This window comes from Caldimonas mangrovi, from assembly GCF_023721835.1.
GTDB lineage: Bacteria > Pseudomonadota > Gammaproteobacteria > Burkholderiales > Burkholderiaceae_C > Caldimonas > Caldimonas mangrovi.
In genome coordinates this window covers 48,908-66,862 of record NZ_JAMKFE010000016.1, presented here as the reverse complement: position 1 = coordinate 66,862, position 17,955 = coordinate 48,908, and the positions used below count along the sequence as shown (strand labels likewise).

20 protein-coding genes are annotated in these 17,955 nt (G+C 66.8%); 10 read left to right on the top strand and 10 right to left on the bottom strand.

Going from position 1 to position 17,955, the window contains the following annotated elements:
- The first annotated feature begins 149 nt into the window (after positions 1–149).
- From rplM to erpA, 6 genes are all read left to right on the top strand, one after another.
- The gene (gene rplM / locus M8A51_RS21420; protein WP_251780579.1) at positions 150–578 is read left to right on the top strand and encodes a 50S ribosomal protein L13; all 429 of its coding nucleotides are present in this window, start codon (positions 150–152) and stop codon (positions 576–578) included.
- 9 nt (positions 579–587) lie between these two features.
- Positions 588–980, top strand: coding sequence for a 30S ribosomal protein S9 (gene rpsI / locus M8A51_RS21415; RefSeq protein WP_251780578.1), 393 nt, complete (start codon positions 588–590; stop codon positions 978–980).
- 123 nt (positions 981–1,103) lie between these two features.
- Positions 1,104–2,144, top strand: coding sequence for an N-acetyl-gamma-glutamyl-phosphate reductase (argC, locus tag M8A51_RS21410; protein WP_251780577.1), 1,041 nt, complete (start codon positions 1,104–1,106; stop codon positions 2,142–2,144).
- A 15-nt stretch (positions 2,145–2,159) separates the two neighbouring features.
- Entirely contained in the window at positions 2,160–2,870 is a 711-nt protein-coding gene (locus tag M8A51_RS21405; RefSeq protein ID WP_251780576.1) for a DUF6776 family protein, read from the top strand.
- A 78-nt stretch (positions 2,871–2,948) separates the two neighbouring features.
- On the top strand, positions 2,949–3,350 hold the full coding sequence (locus M8A51_RS21400; RefSeq protein WP_251780575.1) for a bactofilin family protein: 402 nt from the start codon (positions 2,949–2,951) through the stop codon (positions 3,348–3,350).
- Between the two features lie 42 nt (positions 3,351–3,392).
- Positions 3,393–3,761: an iron-sulfur cluster insertion protein ErpA gene (gene erpA, locus M8A51_RS21395; protein WP_251780574.1), complete on the top strand. Its 369-nt coding sequence runs from the start codon at positions 3,393–3,395 to the stop codon at positions 3,759–3,761.
- 56 nt (positions 3,762–3,817) lie between these two features.
- On the opposite strand, the gene M8A51_RS21390 is transcribed toward erpA, so the two are convergent.
- On the bottom strand, positions 3,818–4,936 hold the full coding sequence (locus M8A51_RS21390) for an anhydro-N-acetylmuramic acid kinase (RefSeq protein ID WP_251780573.1): 1,119 nt from the start codon (positions 4,934–4,936) through the stop codon (positions 3,818–3,820).
- 71 nt (positions 4,937–5,007) lie between these two features.
- The gene (locus tag M8A51_RS21385) at positions 5,008–6,384 is read right to left on the bottom strand and encodes a peptidoglycan DD-metalloendopeptidase family protein (RefSeq protein ID WP_251780572.1); all 1,377 of its coding nucleotides are present in this window, start codon (positions 6,382–6,384) and stop codon (positions 5,008–5,010) included.
- 189 nt (positions 6,385–6,573) lie between these two features.
- Here M8A51_RS21385 and tyrS point away from each other — a divergent pair, with 189 nt between their 5' ends.
- Genes tyrS through dtd form a run of 3 tightly spaced genes read left to right on the top strand, consistent with a single transcriptional unit; the run spans position 6,574 to position 9,216 of the window.
- Positions 6,574–7,845 carry a tyrosine--tRNA ligase gene (gene tyrS, locus M8A51_RS21380; protein WP_251780571.1) on the top strand — a complete coding sequence of 424 codons (1,272 nt, stop codon included), beginning with the start codon at positions 6,574–6,576 and terminating at the stop codon, positions 7,843–7,845.
- 22 nt (positions 7,846–7,867) lie between these two features.
- A complete protein-coding gene (locus tag M8A51_RS21375; protein ID WP_251780570.1) occupies positions 7,868–8,782 on the top strand; it encodes a cation diffusion facilitator family transporter in 915 nt (304 codons plus the stop codon).
- Positions 8,779–9,216 carry a D-aminoacyl-tRNA deacylase gene (dtd, locus tag M8A51_RS21370; protein WP_251780569.1) on the top strand — a complete coding sequence of 146 codons (438 nt, stop codon included), beginning with the start codon at positions 8,779–8,781 and terminating at the stop codon, positions 9,214–9,216. Before M8A51_RS21375 ends, dtd begins: the two co-directional genes overlap by 4 nt.
- A 69-nt stretch (positions 9,217–9,285) precedes the next feature.
- Here the strand turns inward: dtd and M8A51_RS21365 are convergent, their stop codons facing one another.
- Positions 9,286–10,260, bottom strand: coding sequence for a tripartite tricarboxylate transporter substrate binding protein BugD (locus M8A51_RS21365; RefSeq protein ID WP_251780568.1), 975 nt, complete (start codon positions 10,258–10,260; stop codon positions 9,286–9,288).
- A 257-nt stretch (positions 10,261–10,517) separates the two neighbouring features.
- Between M8A51_RS21365 and M8A51_RS21360 the strand changes: the two genes are divergently transcribed.
- Positions 10,518–11,039 carry a rhodanese-like domain-containing protein gene (locus M8A51_RS21360; RefSeq protein ID WP_251780567.1) on the top strand — a complete coding sequence of 174 codons (522 nt, stop codon included), beginning with the start codon at positions 10,518–10,520 and terminating at the stop codon, positions 11,037–11,039.
- 70 nt (positions 11,040–11,109) lie between these two features.
- On the opposite strand, the gene M8A51_RS21355 is transcribed toward M8A51_RS21360, so the two are convergent.
- The 7 genes from M8A51_RS21355 to M8A51_RS21325 all read right to left on the bottom strand — a co-directional run bounded on the left by M8A51_RS21355 (position 11,110) and on the right by M8A51_RS21325 (position 17,951).
- Positions 11,110–12,375 carry a phenylacetate--CoA ligase family protein gene (locus tag M8A51_RS21355; RefSeq protein WP_251780566.1) on the bottom strand — a complete coding sequence of 422 codons (1,266 nt, stop codon included), beginning with the start codon at positions 12,373–12,375 and terminating at the stop codon, positions 11,110–11,112.
- Positions 12,372–12,659 carry a hypothetical protein gene (locus tag M8A51_RS21350; protein WP_251780565.1) on the bottom strand — a complete coding sequence of 96 codons (288 nt, stop codon included), beginning with the start codon at positions 12,657–12,659 and terminating at the stop codon, positions 12,372–12,374. The genes M8A51_RS21355 and M8A51_RS21350 overlap by 4 nt, the downstream gene beginning before the upstream one ends.
- 14 nt (positions 12,660–12,673) lie before the next feature.
- Complete coding sequence (locus M8A51_RS21345) at positions 12,674–13,486, bottom strand: ABC transporter ATP-binding protein (protein ID WP_251780564.1); 813 nt, start codon at positions 13,484–13,486, stop codon at positions 12,674–12,676.
- A gap of 98 nt (positions 13,487–13,584) precedes the next feature.
- Positions 13,585–14,913 carry an ABC transporter substrate-binding protein gene (locus M8A51_RS21340; protein ID WP_251780563.1) on the bottom strand — a complete coding sequence of 443 codons (1,329 nt, stop codon included), beginning with the start codon at positions 14,911–14,913 and terminating at the stop codon, positions 13,585–13,587.
- 58 nt (positions 14,914–14,971) lie between these two features.
- Positions 14,972–16,036, bottom strand: coding sequence for a branched-chain amino acid ABC transporter permease (locus M8A51_RS21335; RefSeq protein WP_251780562.1), 1,065 nt, complete (start codon positions 16,034–16,036; stop codon positions 14,972–14,974).
- 16 nt (positions 16,037–16,052) lie between these two features.
- Positions 16,053–16,982, bottom strand: a complete 930-nt coding sequence (locus M8A51_RS21330) for a branched-chain amino acid ABC transporter permease (protein ID WP_251780561.1) — start codon at positions 16,980–16,982, stop codon at positions 16,053–16,055.
- A gap of 138 nt (positions 16,983–17,120) precedes the next feature.
- Positions 17,121–17,951, bottom strand: coding sequence for an ABC transporter ATP-binding protein (locus tag M8A51_RS21325; RefSeq protein ID WP_251780646.1), 831 nt, complete (start codon positions 17,949–17,951; stop codon positions 17,121–17,123).
- Between the last annotated feature and the right edge of the window lie 4 nt (positions 17,952–17,955).

Genomic DNA, 17,955 nt, shown 5'->3' with positions numbered 1-17,955 from the left:
TTGTCTGGTGAGGGGTGCATGCAGTCGACGCCTAAGAGGCTGCCGCCCTTTGCTGTTCAGGAAGGGGCTCCAGAAGCAGCACCGACCGCGTTGTCCGTCCCCCGGTTTGCCGGGCGACCAGGGTTGAGCAAACCTACTTGGAACAGCTCATGAAAACCTTCAGCGCCAAGCCGGCCGAGGTGAAGCACGAGTGGTTTGTGATTGACGCCACCGACAAGGTGCTCGGACGTGTCGCCAGCGAAGTGGCACTCCGTTTGCGCGGCAAGCACAAGGCCATCTACACGCCTCACGTCGACACTGGTGATTTCATCGTCGTCGTCAACGCAGACAAGCTGCGCGTCACCGGCAACAAAGCCGAGCAAAAGGTGTACTACCGTCACTCGGGCTTCCCGGGCGGCATTTACGGCACCAAGTTCAAGGACATGCAGGCCAAGCATCCCGGTCGCGCGTTGGAGAAGGCCGTCAAGGGCATGCTCCCCAAAGGTCCTCTGGGCTACGCGATGGTCAAGAAGCTGAAGGTGTATGCCGGTGCCACGCACCCCCACACCGCACAGCAGCCCAAGGCGCTGGAAATCTAAGGAGCGGCGATGATCGGCAATTGGAATTACGGCACCGGCCGCCGCAAGTCTTCTGTGGCTCGTGTGTTCATCAAGAAGGGCACCGGCCAGATCCTGGTCAACGGCAAGCCTGTCGACCAGTACTTTGGTCGCCAGACCTCGATCATGATCGTGAAGCAGCCGCTGGTGCTCACGGCCAACGACGCGGGCTTCGACATCAAGGTCAACGTGCACGGTGGCGGTGAATCCGGCCAGGCGGGTGCGGTGCGCCATGGCATCACCCGTGCCCTGATCGACTACGACGCGACCCTCAAGCCCCAGCTGAGCCAGGCCGGCTTCGTGACGCGCGATGCGCGCGAAGTCGAGCGTAAGAAGGTCGGCCTGCACGGCGCCCGTCGCCGCAAGCAGTTCAGCAAGCGCTGATTCGTTTCGGTACTTGTTGCCTTCAAAGGCCGCCTTCGGGCGGCCTTTGTGCTTCTACAATCTTTTCCTTTGGTCGAGGCGCCCGGCCCGTGAAGCCCGCGCCCGCGTCGTTCGGAGGTCTGCATGTTGAAGGTCGGTATCGTCGGTGGCACGGGTTACACCGGAGTGGAGTTGCTGCGCATCCTCTCGCAGCACCCAGGGGTACGCATCACGGCCATCACGTCACGCAAGGAAGCCGGCCTGCCGGTGGCCGACATGTACCCCTCGCTGCGCGGCCGTGTCGATCTCGCCTTCACGACGCCCGACGAAGCGCGGCTGGCCGAGTGCGACGTCGTGTTCTTCGCGACCCCGCACGGCGTGGCGATGGCGCAGGCGCGCGAGCTGCTCGCCGCCGGCGTCAAGATCATCGACCTCGCTGCCGACTTCCGGTTGAAGGACACCGCGGAGTTCGAGAAGTGGTACGGCATGCCGCACACCTGCCCGGACATCCTCGGTGAAGCGGTCTATGGCTTGCCGGAGCTGAACCGCGAGGCCATTCGTGGCGCTCGTATCGTCGGCAACCCCGGCTGCTACCCGACCAGCGTGCAGCTCGGTTTTGCGCCGCTGCTGCGCACCCCTGGGCTGGTCGACGCGTCGCACCTGATCGCCAATTGCGCGTCGGGCGTGTCCGGCGCCGGGCGCAAGGCAGAGGTGGCCACGCTGTTCTCCGAGGCGGCGGACAACTTCAAGGCCTATGGCGTCAAGGGCCACCGCCACGGCCCCGAGATCAACCAGCAACTGCGCGCCGTGGCGGGCCACGCCGACGTGCACTGCCTGTTCGTGCCGCACCTGATCCCCGCGATCCGCGGCATCCACTCGACCCTCTACGCACGACTGACGCCTCAGGGGCAGGAGGCCGACCTGCAGAAGCTGTTCGAAGACTGCTACCGCGGCGAGCCCTTCGTCGACGTGATGCCGGCCGGGTCGGCACCCGAGACGCGCTCGGTGCGCGCCTCGAACATCGTGCGCATCGCGGTGCACCGGCCGATGCCCGACCTGGCCATGGTGCTGGTCGTCGAGGACAACCTGACCAAAGGCGCATCGGGGCAGGCGGTGCAGTGCATGAACCTGATGTGCGGGCTCGACGAGACCGCCGGCCTGATGTTCGTGCCGGTCCTGCCCTGAAGCGGCGGGCTGGGCGTGCGCTGGAAGCTACTGCGGCGGCGGCTGTCGATCAGCGCCCCGCGCATGATCGTCCGCAGCTACCTGCCCTGGCCGTTGCGCTGGGCGGTCATCGCGTTGATGCTCGGATTCTCGGCGGCGCTCGCGCTGTGGGCCTTCGAATTCGGCAAGACCCTGTCGGGCCTGCAGCGGGGCAACCCGGACGAACTGCACCGGCTGCGCAGCGAACTGCTTGAACTGCGCGAGCAGCGCGACAAGGCGCAGTCGATCGCCAACACCGCCGAGAGCCTGTTGCGTGCCGAGCGGGTGGCGCAAGAGCGCCTCGCGGAACAGATGAAGGCCCTCGAGGCCGAGAACCTCGCGCTCAAAGGCGACCTGGGCTTCTTCGAGCGGCTGCTGCCCGCGTCGGGCCAGCAGCCGCTGTCGGTGCGCTCGCTGCAGGCCGAGTTGGCCGAGCCGGGCCAGATGCGCTTCCAGTTGCTGGTGATGCAAAACGGCAAGACGCTGCCCGAATTCCACGGTCGCTACGAAGTGACGCTGACCGGCACGCTCAACGGGCAGGCGTGGACGCAGACGATGCCGGGCGGTGCCAGGTCGTTACAAGTGAAACAGTACCAACGTGTGGAAGGCGTCATCGCCTTCCCTGAACACGCCGTGGTAAAACAAGTTCAGGTCCGCGTGACCGACATGGGCGGCACGCTGCGCGCCCAGCAGTCCCTCAAGCTCTGAGCCTCGAGCGCCGTACAGAGCGTTGTCAGCACAATGCGGCCCGGCATGCACCGGGGCGCCACATCGTTGGAGTTCACCATGTTCGGCAAGAAGAAACAGCCGCCCATTCGCACGCTGATCGGCGAGGGCACCCGCATCGAGGGCCGCCTCGCGTTCACCGATGCCTTGCGCATCGACGGTGAGGTGGTCGGCGACGTGGTCGGCTCCGACGACGCTCCCACGCTGCTGGTCATCAGCGAGAAAGCCAGGGTCAACGGCAAGGTGAAGGCGCGCCATGTCATCATCAACGGAACCGTCGAGGGGCCGGTGGAGTCGGACGAACTGCTGGAATTGCAGCCAAAAGCGCGCATCTACGGAGATGTGCGCTATCAGTCGCTCGAAATGCACCAAGGCGCGACGATCGAGGGCGTGGTCCATGCCTTGAAGACGCCGGAGCAGGCCGCATCTAATGCCCTGAAGCTGGCCTCCAACAACGGATAATGCGCGTTGCCGAGCCCCACAGGATCTTTCCCGGAGTCCCCCATGACCGCAGTTGCCGAAGCCACCCCCACCACCGAGATGCCCGCCCCGATCGTCTTCACCGACAGCGCGGCCGACAAGGTCAAGCAACTGGTCGACGAGGAAGGCAACCCTGAGCTGAAATTGCGCGTCTTCGTGCAGGGCGGGGGCTGTTCGGGCTTCCAGTATGGCTTCACCTTCGACGAGATCGTCAATGACGACGACACGCAGATGAACAAGAACGGCGTCACCCTGTTGATCGATGCGATGAGCCTGCAATACCTCCTCGGCGCCGAGATCGACTACAAGGAAGACCTCGAAGGCGCCCAGTTCGTGATCAAGAACCCGAACGCGAGCACGACCTGCGGCTGCGGATCGAGCTTCTCGGTCTGACGCGTCGCTTGCGTGGCCGCCAAAGCCGCCCACTGGGCGGCTTTGTTCTTGACAGCTCAGGCAGCGTGCAACCCACCCAGCACGCGGGGACCGGCGGCTCCCGTCACGGAGGGCAAGTTGCCGAACTGCCCCAGGACGCGCTGGCGCGCGAGCCATGCGAAGGCCGCTGCCTCGACCTGCAGCGGCGGTAGACCGCGCTGGCTGCTGTCGACGACCTGCACACCTGGCAGCCGCGCGGTCAGGCGTTGCATCAGGTGAGCGTTGAAGGCGCCACCGCCGCACACCACCAGTTCCCGGGTGTCCGGCGCGTGCTCGCGACAATGTGCGGCTGCCGACGCCGCCGTGAACTCGCACAGCGTGGCCTGCACGTCGGCCGGCTGAGCCGGGATGCGGCCCAGGTGCCGTTGCAGCCAAGGCTCGTTGAACAGGTCGCGTCCGGTACTCTTCGGCGGCGGCAGCGACAGCCACGGCTCGGCCATCAGCGAGTGCAGCAGCGCATCGACAGCCCGGCCGCTCGCGGCCCAGCGACCGCCATCGTCATAAAGCTGGCCGAGGTGGTGTGCGCACCAGAGGTCCATCAACGCATTGCCCGGGCCGCAATCGAAGCCGAGTGTGGGCTGGCCGGGGCGCAGCAGCGTCAGGTTGGCGATGCCGCCGACGTTCAGCACGGCGACGTCTTGACCCGGCGTAGCGAAGAGGGCTCGATGAAAGCCCGGGGCCAGCGGCGCTCCGTGGCCCCCTGCTGCGATGTCGCGCGAACGGAAATCAGCGGCGACCGCTAGGCCGGTCAGCTCGGCCAGCAGTGCCGGCTGGAGCAACTGCAGCGTATAGCCGATGCCGTCGTATTCGTGCGGCTGGTGGCGCACCGTCTGACCATGCGCGCCGATGGCCCGGATGCTTGCGCGCGGTACGCCGCTGCGGTCGAGCAACTGGTGCACCACCGTTGCGTAGCAGCGCGCCAAGCGGTTGCCGGCGAGAGCCGCACGGTGCAGTTCGTTGTCGCCAGGCGTGTTCAGGGCCAGCAACTCGGCCCGGAAGGCCGCGTCGAAGGGCACGGATGCGTGGGCCAGCACATGCAGCGGCCGGTGGTCGGCGTGCGGGCCGAAGTCGGCCACCACGCCGTCGACGCCGTCTAGCGAGGTGCCCGACATCAGCCCAATGTAGATCTCGTTCATGGCGCGATTCTCGGCGCAAACCAAAGAAAAGGCCCGCACTTGGCGGGCCTGTCTTGCGATGCGCGGGAGCCTTATTCTGCGGCGCTCGCGTAGCGATGCCGCGCCTCGGCGACCGCCAGCTGCGCACGGGCCGACTGGGCCAACGCGGCGAACTGGGGGCGTGCGGCCGGCGAAATCGTGAAGGCTTCGGACGAGCGCGCGACCTTCAGCGGGTCGACCTGCTGGCCGGCTTCGCGGATCTCGAAATGCAGATGAGGGCCCGTGGCCCAGCCGGTCGACCCGACCGCGCCGATGTGATCGCCTTGCGACACGCGCTGGCCCTTGCGCACGTTGATACGGCTCAGGTGGGCATAGACGGTGAGTCGGTTGCTACGGTGCTGCACGTAGATGACGTTGCCGTAGCCGTTCTGTACCCCGGCGAATTCCACCGTGCCGTCGGCCACCACGCGCACCGGCGTGCCGGTCGGTGCACCGTAGTCGACGCCGAGATGGCGGCGCCAGGTCTTGAGCACCGGGTGGAAGCGCATCGCGAAGCCGGAGGTCACGCGCGAGAACTCCATCGGCGAGGCGAGGAAGGCGCGGCGCATGCTCTGGCCCTTGAAGTCGAAGTAGGCGCCTTTGCCGCCGGGCTCCTGGAACCACATCGCCTCGAACGCCTTGCCGTTGTTCGTGAACTGCGCGGCCAGCACGCGGCCGGCGGCCTGGTTCCAGGTGATCGGCTCGCCGTCGGCTTCCAGGGCTTCGTACAGCACACTGAAGTAGTCGCCGCGGCGCAGGTCGCGACGGAAGTCGATCTCGTTGGCAAAGATTTCGGCCATCTGGATCGCCAGCACCTCGGGCAGGCGAGCCTCGTCGGTCGCCGCGAACAGCGACGAACGGATCGTGCCGCCGCCCAGCCGCACCTGCGGCGCCAGCGGAGCCTGCTCGGTCTTGGCCTGCAGGCCGAGAGCGTCGCGCGCGATGGTCAGGCGGGTGAAATGGGTCGAGAACTGCTCGCCTTTTTCGGCCGGATAGCGGGCCACCAGGCGGCGCAGCTGCCCGAACTCGCCGGTGACGACCTGCACCATCTTGCCGGGCCGCCCCTGGAGCAGCTTACGGGCGACGGCATCGTTGCGCAGGAAGGCGGCGGCTTCAGCGTCGACGACGTTCAGTCGGCTGAGCAGCGAGTCGGCGGTGTCGCTGGCGCGGGTGAGGTCGTTGCGCGTCAGTTCGAGCAGCACGTCGCCGAGGGCGTCGACCTGCTCGTTCAACGGCAGCGGAGTGACGTCTTCGAGGACCAGGCGGCGGGGCAGGTCGGCCGCATCGGGCGCCAGCGGTGCGACGCCGAATGCGGTGATGCCGGTGCCCAGCAGCATCGCGACCACGGCGGCAGCGATGCCCCGACGGTGCCGGTGCGCCCAAAGCGTCGCGCGGTCGAAGCCGCGTCCGAGGGATTCCAACGCTTTCAATTGATGTGTCTGTCTTGGGGGCGACCGGCCAGGACTTTCCTGGCCGCGGCGCCCTACAGTTGAACCGAACCCTCGGCGGGTGGAAGCCCGGAGGCCGTCCACTAGAATGCCGAGGCACCAAATATGGGGGTTTGCGGTGCGGCGCAGTATAGCAACCGCCCTTTTCGACCCCCAACTGCAAAAACCCGTATGCCCTTGACCTCCGAACCTTCGTCCGGCGCCGCGCCTGTCCGTCCATCCCCTGCGTCCGAGTACCCGATCACCGACAAAGTTCGGGAGGCGATGACGATTTCTTTACGCGGTTGCGACGAACTGTTGCCTGAATCGGACTGGTTGAGCAAGCTGGCGAGGGCAGAAGCAACACGCGTGCCATTGCGGATCAAGCTGGGCCTTGACCCAACCGCCCCCGATATCCATATCGGCCATACCGTGGTGCTCAATAAGATGCGCCAGCTTCAAAACCTGGGGCATACGGTGATATTTCTCATCGGCGACTTCACGTCGACGATCGGCGATCCCTCCGGACGCAACAACACGCGCCCGCCGCTGACGCCGGAGCAGATCAAGGCCAATGCCGAAACCTACTACAAGCAGGCCAGCCTGGTGCTGGACCCGGAGCGCACCGAGATTCGTTACAACTCGGAATGGAGCGACCCGCTGGGTGCACGCGGCATGATCCAGCTGGCGGCCCGGTACACGGTGGCCCGGATGATGGAGCGGGACGATTTCACGAAGCGCTTCAAGGCCGGTACGCCGATTTCGGTGCACGAGTTCCTGTACCCGCTGATGCAAGGCTATGACTCGGTGGCGCTGAAGGCCGATCTGGAGCTCGGCGGCACCGACCAGAAGTTCAACCTGCTGATGGGGCGCCACCTGCAGCAGGAATACGGCCAGGAGCCGCAGTGCATCCTGACGATGCCGCTGCTCGAAGGCCTGGACGGCGTCGAGAAGATGTCCAAGTCCAAGGGCAACTACGTCGGCATCGCCGAGCACCCGAACCAGATGTTCGGCAAGCTGATGAGCATCTCGGATACGCTGATGTGGCGTTACTTCGAGTTGCTGAGCTTTCGACCGCTGGACGAAGTCGGCCGGTTGAAGGCCGAGTGTGCGTCCGGGCGCAACCCGCGCGACGCCAAGGTGATGCTGGCGCAGGAAATCGTCGCGCGCTTCCACTCGCCGCGGGCCGCTGAAGAGGCGCTGGCCGATTTCAACAACCGCGCCAGGGGCGGCATCCCGGACGAAATTCCCGCAGTGAGCCTGACCGGCGCGCCGCTCGGCATCGGGGCGCTGCTGAAGCAGGCGGGGCTGGCGCCGTCGACCAGCGAGGCGATGCGCCTGATCGAGGGCGGCGGCGTGCGCATCGATGGCGCTGCCGTCGGCGACAAGGCGCTCAAGCTCGAAGCCGGCACCTTCGTCGTGCAAGTCGGCAAGCGCAAGTTCGCGCGCGTGACGCTGGCCTGAAGACGGCGCACAGGCGGCCGGCATGTCGGTCACCGGGTATCTGAAGCTGTCGATCGCGGCGGCCGTCGCGACCATCGGCCTGAAGACCGCGGCCTGGTGGTTCACCGGCTCGGTCGGCCTGCTGTCGGATGCGATGGAGTCCTTCGTCAACCTGGCGGCGGCGGTGTTCGCGCTCGCGATGGTGACGATCGCCCAGGCGCCGGCGGACGACGACCACCCGTACGGGCATCAGAAGGCCGAATACTTCTCCAGCGGCTTCGAGGGGTTGCTGATCCTTGGCGCAGCCCTGGCCATCGTCTGGGCGGCCACGCAGCGGCTGTTCTCGCCGCAGTCGCTCGAATCGCTCGGACTGGGCGTCGGCCTGTCGATGCTGAGCTCGGTCGTCAACGGGGGCGTGGCCTGGATGCTGCTGCGCGCCGCGCGCCGGCACGAGTCGATCGCGCTGGAGGCCGACGGCCGCCACCTGATGACCGACGTGTGGACGTCGATCGGCGTCGCGGGTGGCATCCTGCTGGTGCCGGTGACCGGCTGGCTGTGGCTCGACCCCGCGTTGGCGATCGTGGTGGCGCTCAACATCGCGCGCGAAGCCTGGGGCTTGTTGCGCCGCTCGGTTGACGGCCTGATGGACCGCGCGCTCAGCGGTGCCGAGCGTCAGGCCATCGAGCGGGTGCTGCAGCGACTGGGTAGCGCCGAGGTGCGCTTCGACGACTTGCGCACGCGCCGAGCGGCGGGTGCCAAGTTCTGCCAGCTGCACATGCATGTGCCCGGCTCGTGGCGACTGGACCGGGCCGCCGCGCGGCGCGAGGAGGCCGAGCGTGCGCTGATCGACGCGGTGCGCGGGCTGCGAGTGACGATCGAGCTGCTGCCGACGAACGTCGAGCCGGTCGGCCAGCGGGTGGCGCACGAAGGAAGTGACGGGAACAAGGAACACCGGTGATCGGGTTGATACAGCGGGTGGCGCAGGCACGCGTCGAGGTGGGCGGTCAGGTGGTCGGCCGGATCGGCCACGGCCTGCTGGTGCTGGTGTGCGCCGAGGCCGGCGACGTGGACGCGCAGGCCGACAAGCTGGTCGCGAAGCTGCTGAAGCTGCGCATCTTCAGCGACGACGCCGGCAAGATGAACCGCAGCGTGCAGGACGTGCAAGGCGGTCTGCTGATCGTCTCGCAGTTCACGCTCGCGGCCGACGTCTCCGGGGGCAACCGGCCGAGCTTCACGAATGCTGCGCCGCCCGACGAGGGCAGGCGCCTGTACGAACGGGTGGTCGCGCTGGCCCGGCGCGATCACCCCGAGGTCGCCACCGGCGAGTTCGGCGCCGAGATGCAGGTGCACCTCGTCAACGATGGGCCGGTCACCCTTCCGTTGCGGTTCTGATCCAAGCAGGAAAAAGCCGCCCGGCCTTGCGGCGGGGCGGCTGTGCAACTTCAGCGGAAAGGAGGTCGATCAGTCGGCGTAGGTGCCGGCGGCCTTGATGACCGGGCCCCACTTGTTGATCTCGCCCTCGACGAACTTCTTGTGGCCGGCCGGCGACGTGCGGTCGTCCGTCACGACCACTGCGCCCAGCGCTTCCTCGCGCTTGATAAACTCGCCGTCCTTCAGCGCAGCCTTCAATGCGGCGTTCAGCTTGTCGAGCACCGGCTTGGGCGTGCCCTTGGGGGCGTACACGCCGTGCCAGATCGAGACGTCGAAACCCTTGAGCCCGGATTCATCGAGCGTCGGCAGGTTCTTCAGGGCAGGCGTGCTCAGGCGCTTGGTGGTCGTGACCGCGTAGGCCTTCACCTTGCCGCCTTCGATCTGGCCGGTGGTGTTGGTGGTCTGGTCGCACATGATGTCGACCTGGCCGCCGATCAGGTCGGTCATGGCCGGGCCGGTGCCCTTGTACGGAACCGTGACCATCTCGGTCTTGGTCATCGACTGGAACAGCAGGCCGCACAGGTGCGACGCGGCGCCCAGGCCGGCGTTGGCGAGGTTGACCTTGCCCTTGTTGTCGCTGAGCCACTTGCTCAACTCGGCGTAGTTCTTGGCGGGCAGCGACGGGCGGCCGATCAGCGTCATCGGCACTTCATTGACGAGGCCGACGAACTCGAAGTCCTCCAGCGGCTTGTACTGCAGGTTGCGATACAGGGCCGGCGAGGTGGCCATGCCGATGTGATAGACGAGCAGGGTGTAGCCGTCCGGCGAAGCTTTGGCGACCTTGGTGGCGCCCAGCGTGCCACCGGCGCCGGCGACGTTCTCGACGATGATCTGTCCGTTCAGCGGCTTGCGCATCGCCTCGGCCAGATCGCGGGCGACCTTGTCGGTCGGGCCGCCGGCCGCGAACGGGACCACGAAGGTGACCGGTTTCGAAGGAAAGTCTTGGGCCAACGCGCCGGTTGCGGTCAGGGCGGCAGCGGCAGCCACCATCAGCATGCGTTTCATGACAGGGTCTCCTTGTGGTTGGCAGGGGATGAAACGCCGTGATGCTACGTCGTGAGACGGAGCGCGCATGACGGAAACTACGTAAGGCCGGGTAAGCCTTGAGTCGGCGCAGAAGGCGCCTCTTTTATGCCGAATTCCCCATATCGGAATTGCCAATGTGTATTGGACGGCTATAAACGGCCGGGCGTACGCTGGCGGCTCCTTCCAGGAGTTCACCCGTGTCCAGCCGTTCGTCCGCCCTCCTTCTCCAGCTTCTCGTGGCTGCAGCCGTGGCGACGGCGGCGCCGGTGCGTGCCGACGTGCTGTCGGTGCACGCGGCCCAGCAAACGCTGGCACGCGGCGCGACGGCCTGGGACGTGCGCAGCGCCGCAGACTATGCGCAAGGCCACCTGCCGGGGGCCGTGCGCGCGGAGTGGGGCGGCGAGTTGACGCTCACGGCGCTGGAGGCAGCGGTGTCCCAGGCCGGCATCGACCTGTCGCGCGAAGTGCTGGTCTACGGCAGCGCCGGCGAACCGCGAGCGCGCCGGCTGTACGAGGTGCTGCAGCGTGTAGCGCCTGGCCGTGTGCACTGGCTCGTCGGCGGCGTGCAGGAGTGGGCGCTGGCAGGGCAGCCGCTCAGCCGGGTCCCGGCAGTTCGGGCACCGGTGCCGCAGCGACTGGTCGTGTTGCGCGAAGACGGGGTCGCCGGCGAATTGCGGATGGCGGCCGATGCGCTGCGGCGCAGCCGTCCCTGGCCGCAGCCGGAGTCGGTGGCGCTGATGCAGGCGCGTGCCGACTGAGAGAAGAAGCACTCGATTTCGAAGCCGAGGCCTGCGCTTGCAGGCCTTCGTTTTCTGTCCCCGGGAAGGCCTACTCGTAGCTGCGAGCGTCCTCGATCACCTTGCCGTCGTTCGGCAGGCTGCCGGGCGCCAGGAACTGCACGTCGCAGCGCAGCTTGGTCACGTCGCGCACACTGTCGGCGACTCGCTGGCCCAGTCCCTCCGGCGTGCCTTCGACTTCGGCGTGCAGCGTCATGCGGTCCTGCGCCATCGCGCCGCTGACCACCAGGCGCGCACGCTTCAGTTCGGGGTGGCGGCCGACCACCTCGGCCACCTGGCTCGGGTGCACGAACATGCCGCGTACCTTGGTGGTCTGGTCGGCACGGCCCATCCAGCCCTTGATGCGCGTGTGGGTGCGGCCGGTCGGGCAGCGGCCCGGCAGCACGGCGGACAGATCGCCGGTGCCGAAGCGGATCAGCGGGTAGTCGGGGTTCAGTGTCGTCACCACAACCTCGCCCACTTCACCGTCCGAGACCGGCTCGCCGGTGCCGGGCCGCACGATCTCCACGATGATCTGCTCGTCGAGCACTAGGCCTTCGCGCGCAGGCGTCTCGTAGGCGATCAGCCCCAGGTCTGCCGTGGCATAGCACTGGTAGCCGTCGACGCCCTGTTGCTTGAACGCTTGCTGCAGCGACGGCGGGAAGGCCTCGCCCGAAACCAGGGCCTTGCGCAGGTGCGGCAGCGGCTGGCCCGATTCGACCGCCTTGTCGAGCAGGATCTTCAGGAAGCTCGGTGTGCCCAGGTAGCCGTCGGGCCGCAGGTCGTGCATCGCCTGCAGCTGCAGCTCGGTGTTGCCGACCCCGCCGGGAAAGACCGTGCAACCGACCGCCTGTGCGCCGGTTTCCATCATCGAGCCGGCCGGTGTCAGGTGGTAGCTGAAGCTGTTGTGCGCGAGGTCGCCGTGGCGAAAGCCCGCGGCGAAGATCGCGCGAGCCATGCGCCAGTAGTCGGGCGCCCGGCCCTCGGGCTCGTACAAGCCGCCGGGCGACTGGAACACACGGGCCGCGCCGCTACCGGCGCCGGTGGCGCGCCAGCCGATCGCCGAGTGGCCGCCGAACGGGTCCTGTGCACGGCGGGCCTTCTGCCGCTCCATCAGGTCGTGCTTGCGCGTGACCGGCAGGCGCGCCAATGCCGCTCGCGACGTGACGTCGCGCGCATCGACGCCGTGGAGCACGGCGGCCATCGCCGGTGCGCGCCGCTGTGCCTGCTCGATCTGCCGTGGCAGCGCCTGCAGCAGCTGTTCCTCGCGCTGCTGCGGGTCGCGGGTTTCGAGCGTGTCGTAGTGGTCGGTGCTCATTCGTCGCTCCAACGGCTGAGACGCCGCTTGACCTCGTCGGTGAACTGGCGCACGTCGGCACTGCTCTTCAGCGTGCGTGTCTCCCACTCGGGCGAGCGGGAGGGCTGCTTGACGATGCGCGCCTGCAGCGCCGCGCCATCGAGGTTCAGCTCGACCAGGCGCTGTCCCTGCAGGTCGAAGCCGTTGCCGCGTTCCGCCAGGGGGCGCAACTCGCGCAGGCTGCGCCTCAGCTGCAGCAGCGCGTCGTCCGGTTTGAACGGGGGCGGGGCGAAGAAGTCGTCCATCGCGGTCTCCCGGGTCAGGCCAGCCAGCGCTTGCGGCGCTTGTAGCTTTTGGCGTCGCGAAAGTTCTTGCGGTCGCCTCCGCCCATGCCCAGATAGAACTCCTTGACGTCCTCGTTCTCGGCCAGGGCCTTCGCGGCGCCGTCCATCACGATGCGGCCGTTCTCGAGGATGTAGCCGTAGTCCGCGTAGCGCAGCGCCATGTTGGTGTTCTGCTCGGCCAGCAGGAAGGTCACGCCCTCGCGTGCGTTCAAGTCCTTCACGATGCCGAACACCTCCTCGACGATCTGGGGCGCCAGACCCATCGACGGCTCGTCGAGCAGCACCATCTTCGGGTTGGCCATCAGCGCCCGGCCGATCGCGCACATCTGCTGCTCGCCACCGGAGGTGTACGCCGCCTGCGAGTGGCGGCGTGTCTTCAGGCGCGGGAAGTAGGCGTAGACTTTCTCCAGCGTCTCGTGGACCGCCACCTTGCCGTCGCGGCGCGTGTAGGCGCCGGTCATCAGGTTGTCCTCGATGGTCAGGTGGCCGAAGCAGTGGCGGCCTTCCATCACCTGGATCACGCCGCGGTGCACCAGATCAGCCGGGGTCAGCGCCTCGATGCGCTCGCCGCGCAGCTCGATCGAGCCCTTGGTGACCTCGCCGCGCTCGCCGCGCAGCAGGTTGCTGACCGCGCGCAGCGTGGTCGTCTTGCCGGCGCCGTTGCCGCCCAGCAGGGCGACGATACTGCGTTCGGGCACGTTCAGCGAAACGCCCTTGAGCACCAGGATCACATGGTTGTAGATGACCTCGATGCCGTTGACGTTGAGCAGTGTTTGCGGTGTCGTCATGTGTTGCCCTTGAACTCATGCAAGCACCGCACGCGGTGCTTGCATGAGGGCTCCTCGCGGAGCCCGGCACGCGGCGGGAGCGCCCGCCGCGGCTGGCGCTACAGGGCGCCGCAATCGGACGCGGCGCGTCGCTCCAGCTTCTTCTCGCCGGCGTACTTGTCGGCGGCCGCCTTCACCATCGGCTTCAGGATCTGCTCGTCGGCCTGGTACCAGTCGGACGTGAAGTTCCACTTGGCGCCGTCCCAGGTGTGGATGCGCGCCCACGCCGAGCCCATGTGGTCGCTGCACGAGGTGCTGACCGGGCGCATCACGCCGGCGAAGCCTAGCCCGTCGAGCTTCTTCTGGTCGAGTGCGAGGTTCTCCAGGCCCCAGCGCACCTGCTCGCCGGTCATCACCTTGCCTTTCCCGAAGCGCTCCTGCGCGCGCTTGACGCCTTCGACGCCGAGCATCGCGGAGATCAGGCCGCGCATGTACAGCACCTGGCCGACTTCTTCTTTCGGGCCGGTGCCCTGGCCCTTGCCATGGACCATCGCCAGCACGTCCTTGACGACCTTGGCGTTCGGCTCGGCACCGTGCTGCATCGCCAGGCCGTGATAGCCCTTGGCCGCGTCGCCGACGTCCTTGACGTCCGGCTCGGCCGCCGCCCACCAGACGCCGTACATCTTGTCGCGCGGGAAGCCGGTGGCCACGGCCTCCTTCAGCGCCGTGGAGTTCATCACGCCCCAACCCCACAGGAAGACATAGTCCGGGCGCTGCTGCCGGATCTGCAGCCAGGCGGCCTTCTGCTCGACCCCAGGGTGCGTGACGGGGATCGTCAGCAACTCGAAACCATGCATCTTGGAGCGCTCCTGCAGCAGCGGGATCGGCTCCTTGCCATAGGGCGAGTCGTGATAGACCAGCGCGACCTTCTTGCCCTTGAGCTTGTCGAGCCCGCCCAGTTGCTTGCCGACGTGCTGCACCAGCACATCGGCGGCCACCCAGTAGGTGCCCAGCAGCGGGAAGTTCCACTTGAACACGCCGCCGTCGGCGGATTCGGAGCGGCCGTAGCCGGAGGTGATCAGCGGGATCTTGTCGCCCGGCGCCTTTTCGGTCAGCGCAAAGGTGATGCCGGTCGACAACGGCTGGAACACCGTGGCGCCCTTGCCTTTCAGGCGTTCGTAGCATTCGACGCCGCGATCGGTGGCGTAGCCGGTTTCGCATTCCTCGAACGTGATCTTCACGCCGTTGATGCCGCCTTGCGCGTTGACCAGTTTCAGGTAGTCGACGTAGCCGTTGGCGAACGGCACGCCGTTCGGGGCGTAGGCCCCGGTGCGGTACACCAGCACCGGGAAGAATTGTTCCTTGGCCTGCGCGTGCGCGGCGGGCGCCAGCAGCGAGCCGGTGGCGGCCACCAGGGCGGCGGCGAGAGCGAGCGACTTCAGTTTCATGCCTTGTCTCCTTGGGGGCGATGCACTTTCAGGTGCTGTTGATGTGTCTCTCGGAAAGTCAATGCGGGAAGGGCCAGAGGCGCAATTTCTCTTTGGCGGTGGACCACAAGCGCGCCAGACCATGCGGCTCGACGATCAGGAAGAACACGATCAGCGCACCGAAGATCATGAATTCGAGGTGCGAAGCCGTTGCGGTCGACATCGGGATGCCGAGCCAGGCCGGCACCTGGTTCAGCGCGATCGGCAGCACCACGATGAAGGCCGCGCCGAAGAAGCTGCCCATGATGGAGCCGAGGCCGCCGATGATCACCATGAACAGCAGCTGGAACGAGCGGTCGATGCTGAAGGCTGCCGGCTCCCACGAGCCGAGGTGCACGAAGCCCCACAGCGCGCCGGCGACGCCGACGATGAAGGAGCTGACCGCGAAGGCGGTGAGCTTGGCGTACACCGGGCGGATACCGATCACCGCGGCGGCGACGTCCATGTCGCGGATCGCCATCCACTCGCGGCCGATGGTGCTGCGCACGAGATTCTTCGCGAGCAGGGCGAACACGACGACGAAGGCGAGGCAGAACAGGTACTTCTGCACCGGCGTGTCGATCGGCTGGCCGAAGACCTGCAGCCCCGAGACGTTGACCGAGCCGGAGGCGGAATCGTTGGTGAACCACCGGATGCGAAGGAAGGCCCAGTCGACGAAAAACTGAGCGGCCAGCGTCGCGACGGCGAGGTACAGGCCCTTGATGCGCAGCGACGGAATGCCGAACAGCACGCCGACCCCCGTGGCACACACCCCGCCCATCAACAGCGAGGCGATCAGCGGCATGCCTTCGATGCGCACCTGGAAGTTGTAGGCCGCATAGGCGCCGACTGCCATGAAAGCTCCGGTGCCGAGCGAGATCTGGCCGCAATAGCCGACCAGGATGTTGAGGCCCAGCGCGGCGAGCGACAGGATCAGGAAGGGAATCAGGATGGCGCGAAACAGGTACTCCGGCGCCAGCCCCGGCACGACGATGAAGGCGACCGCCAGCAGCAGCCCGATGGCGATGCGGTCCTGCAGGATCGGGAAGATCTGCTGGTCGGCTCGGTAGGAGACCTTGAACTGGCCGTTTTCGCGGTAGAGCATCCGGTTCTCCTTGCCTTCAGACGCGGTCGATGATCTTCTCGCCGAACAGCCCTTGCGGCCGAACGAGCAGGAAGATCAGCGCCAGTACATACGCGAACCAGATCTCGATGCCGCCACCCAGCATCGGGCCGATGTAGACCTCGGACAGCTTCTCGCCGACGCCGATGATCAGCCCGCCGATGATGGCGCCCGGGACCGAGGTGAGCCCGCCGAGGATCACCACCGGCAAGGCCTTGAGCGCCACCTGCGACAGCGAGAACTGCACGCCGAGCTTGGAACCCCAGATGATCCCCGCCACCAGCGCGACGAAGCCGGCCACCGACCAGACGATGACCCAGATGCGGTTGAGCGGGATGCCGATGGACTGCGCGGCCTGGTGGTCGTCGGCCACCGCGCGCAGCGCGCGGCCGGTGGCGGTCTTCTGGAAGAACAGCGCGAGCGCGCCGACCAGCGCTGCGGCCACCAGCGCAGCGACGAGGTCCTCCTGGCTGATCAGGATGCCGCCCTCGAAGGTCTGCTCGGCCAGGAACACCGGGTCCTTGGGCATGCCGACGTCGATCTTGTAGATGTCCGAGCCGAACAGCGTCTGGCCGAAACCGTCGAGAAAGTAGGCAACACCCAGCGTCGCCATCAGCAGCGTGATGCCCTCCTGGTTGACCAGCTTGCCGAGCACCAGTTTCTCGATCAGCCACGCGACGACGATCATCAGCGCCATGGCGCCGATGAAGGCCAGCAGGTTGGCCAGCAGCTTGCTCTCGAAGCCGAGCCACTGCGGGATCCATTCGGACAGCCGCGCCATCGCGAGCGCAGCGAACAGCACCATTGCGCCCTGCGCGAAATTGAACACACCGCTGGCCTTGAAGATCAGCACGAAGCCGAGCGCGATCAGCGAATACAGCATGCCCGCCATCAAGCCGCCGAACAGAGTTTCGAGGAAGAATCCCATGCGAATCTTCTCCTTCAGTGCGTGATCGTCAGCACGCAGCGAGCGTCAAAGTCAGCAGCCACCGCGGAACCGGCTTTGCCGGGCCGCTGGTGGCGCCCCCTCAAGAGGGCGCGCGAAGCGCGTAGGGGGTGGGCCATGTCAGTGCGAGGTGCCGAGGTAGGCTCGGATCACGTCTTCGTTATTGCGTACTTCGCCGGGCGTGCCATCGCCGATCTTCTTGCCGTAGTCGAGCACCACGACGCGGTCGCTGATGTCCATCACGACGCCCATGTCGTGCTCGATCAGCACGATGGTGGTGCCGAACTCGTCGTTGACGTCGAGAATGAAGCGGCACATGTCCTGCTTCTCTTCCACGTTCATGCCGGCCATCGGCTCGTCGAGCAGCAGCACCTGCGGCTCCATCGCCAGTGCGCGGCCGAGGTCGACGCGCTTTTGCAGGCCGTAGGGCAGGCGGCCGACCGGCGTCTTGCGATGGGCCTGGATCTCGAGGAAGTCGATGATGCGCTCGACGAAGGCGCGGTGCGCCATTTCCTCGCGTTCGGCCGGGCCGATGCGCAACGCCTGCAGGAAGAGGTTGCTCTTTATCTTCAGGTTGCGCCCGGTCATGATGTTGTCGAGCACGCTCATGCCCTTGAACAGCGCCAGGTTCTGGAAGGTGCGCGCCACCCCCATCTCGGCCACCTGGCGCGAGTTCATGTGTTTGAAGGTCCTGCCTCGGAAGGTGATCGAGCCCTGCTGCGGCGCATAGACGCCGTTGATGCAGTTGAGCATCGAACTCTTGCCGGCGCCGTTGGGGCCGATGATGGCGCGGATCTCGTGTTCGCGGACGTTGAAGCTGATGTCGGTCAGTGCCTTCACGCCGCCGAACGCGAGCGATATGTTCTGCACGTCGAGGATGACGTCGCCGACGCGCCGCATGGCGGCCGGGACATCCTGCGTCTGCTCACGCTCGGCGGCGATGCTCGGCATCGTC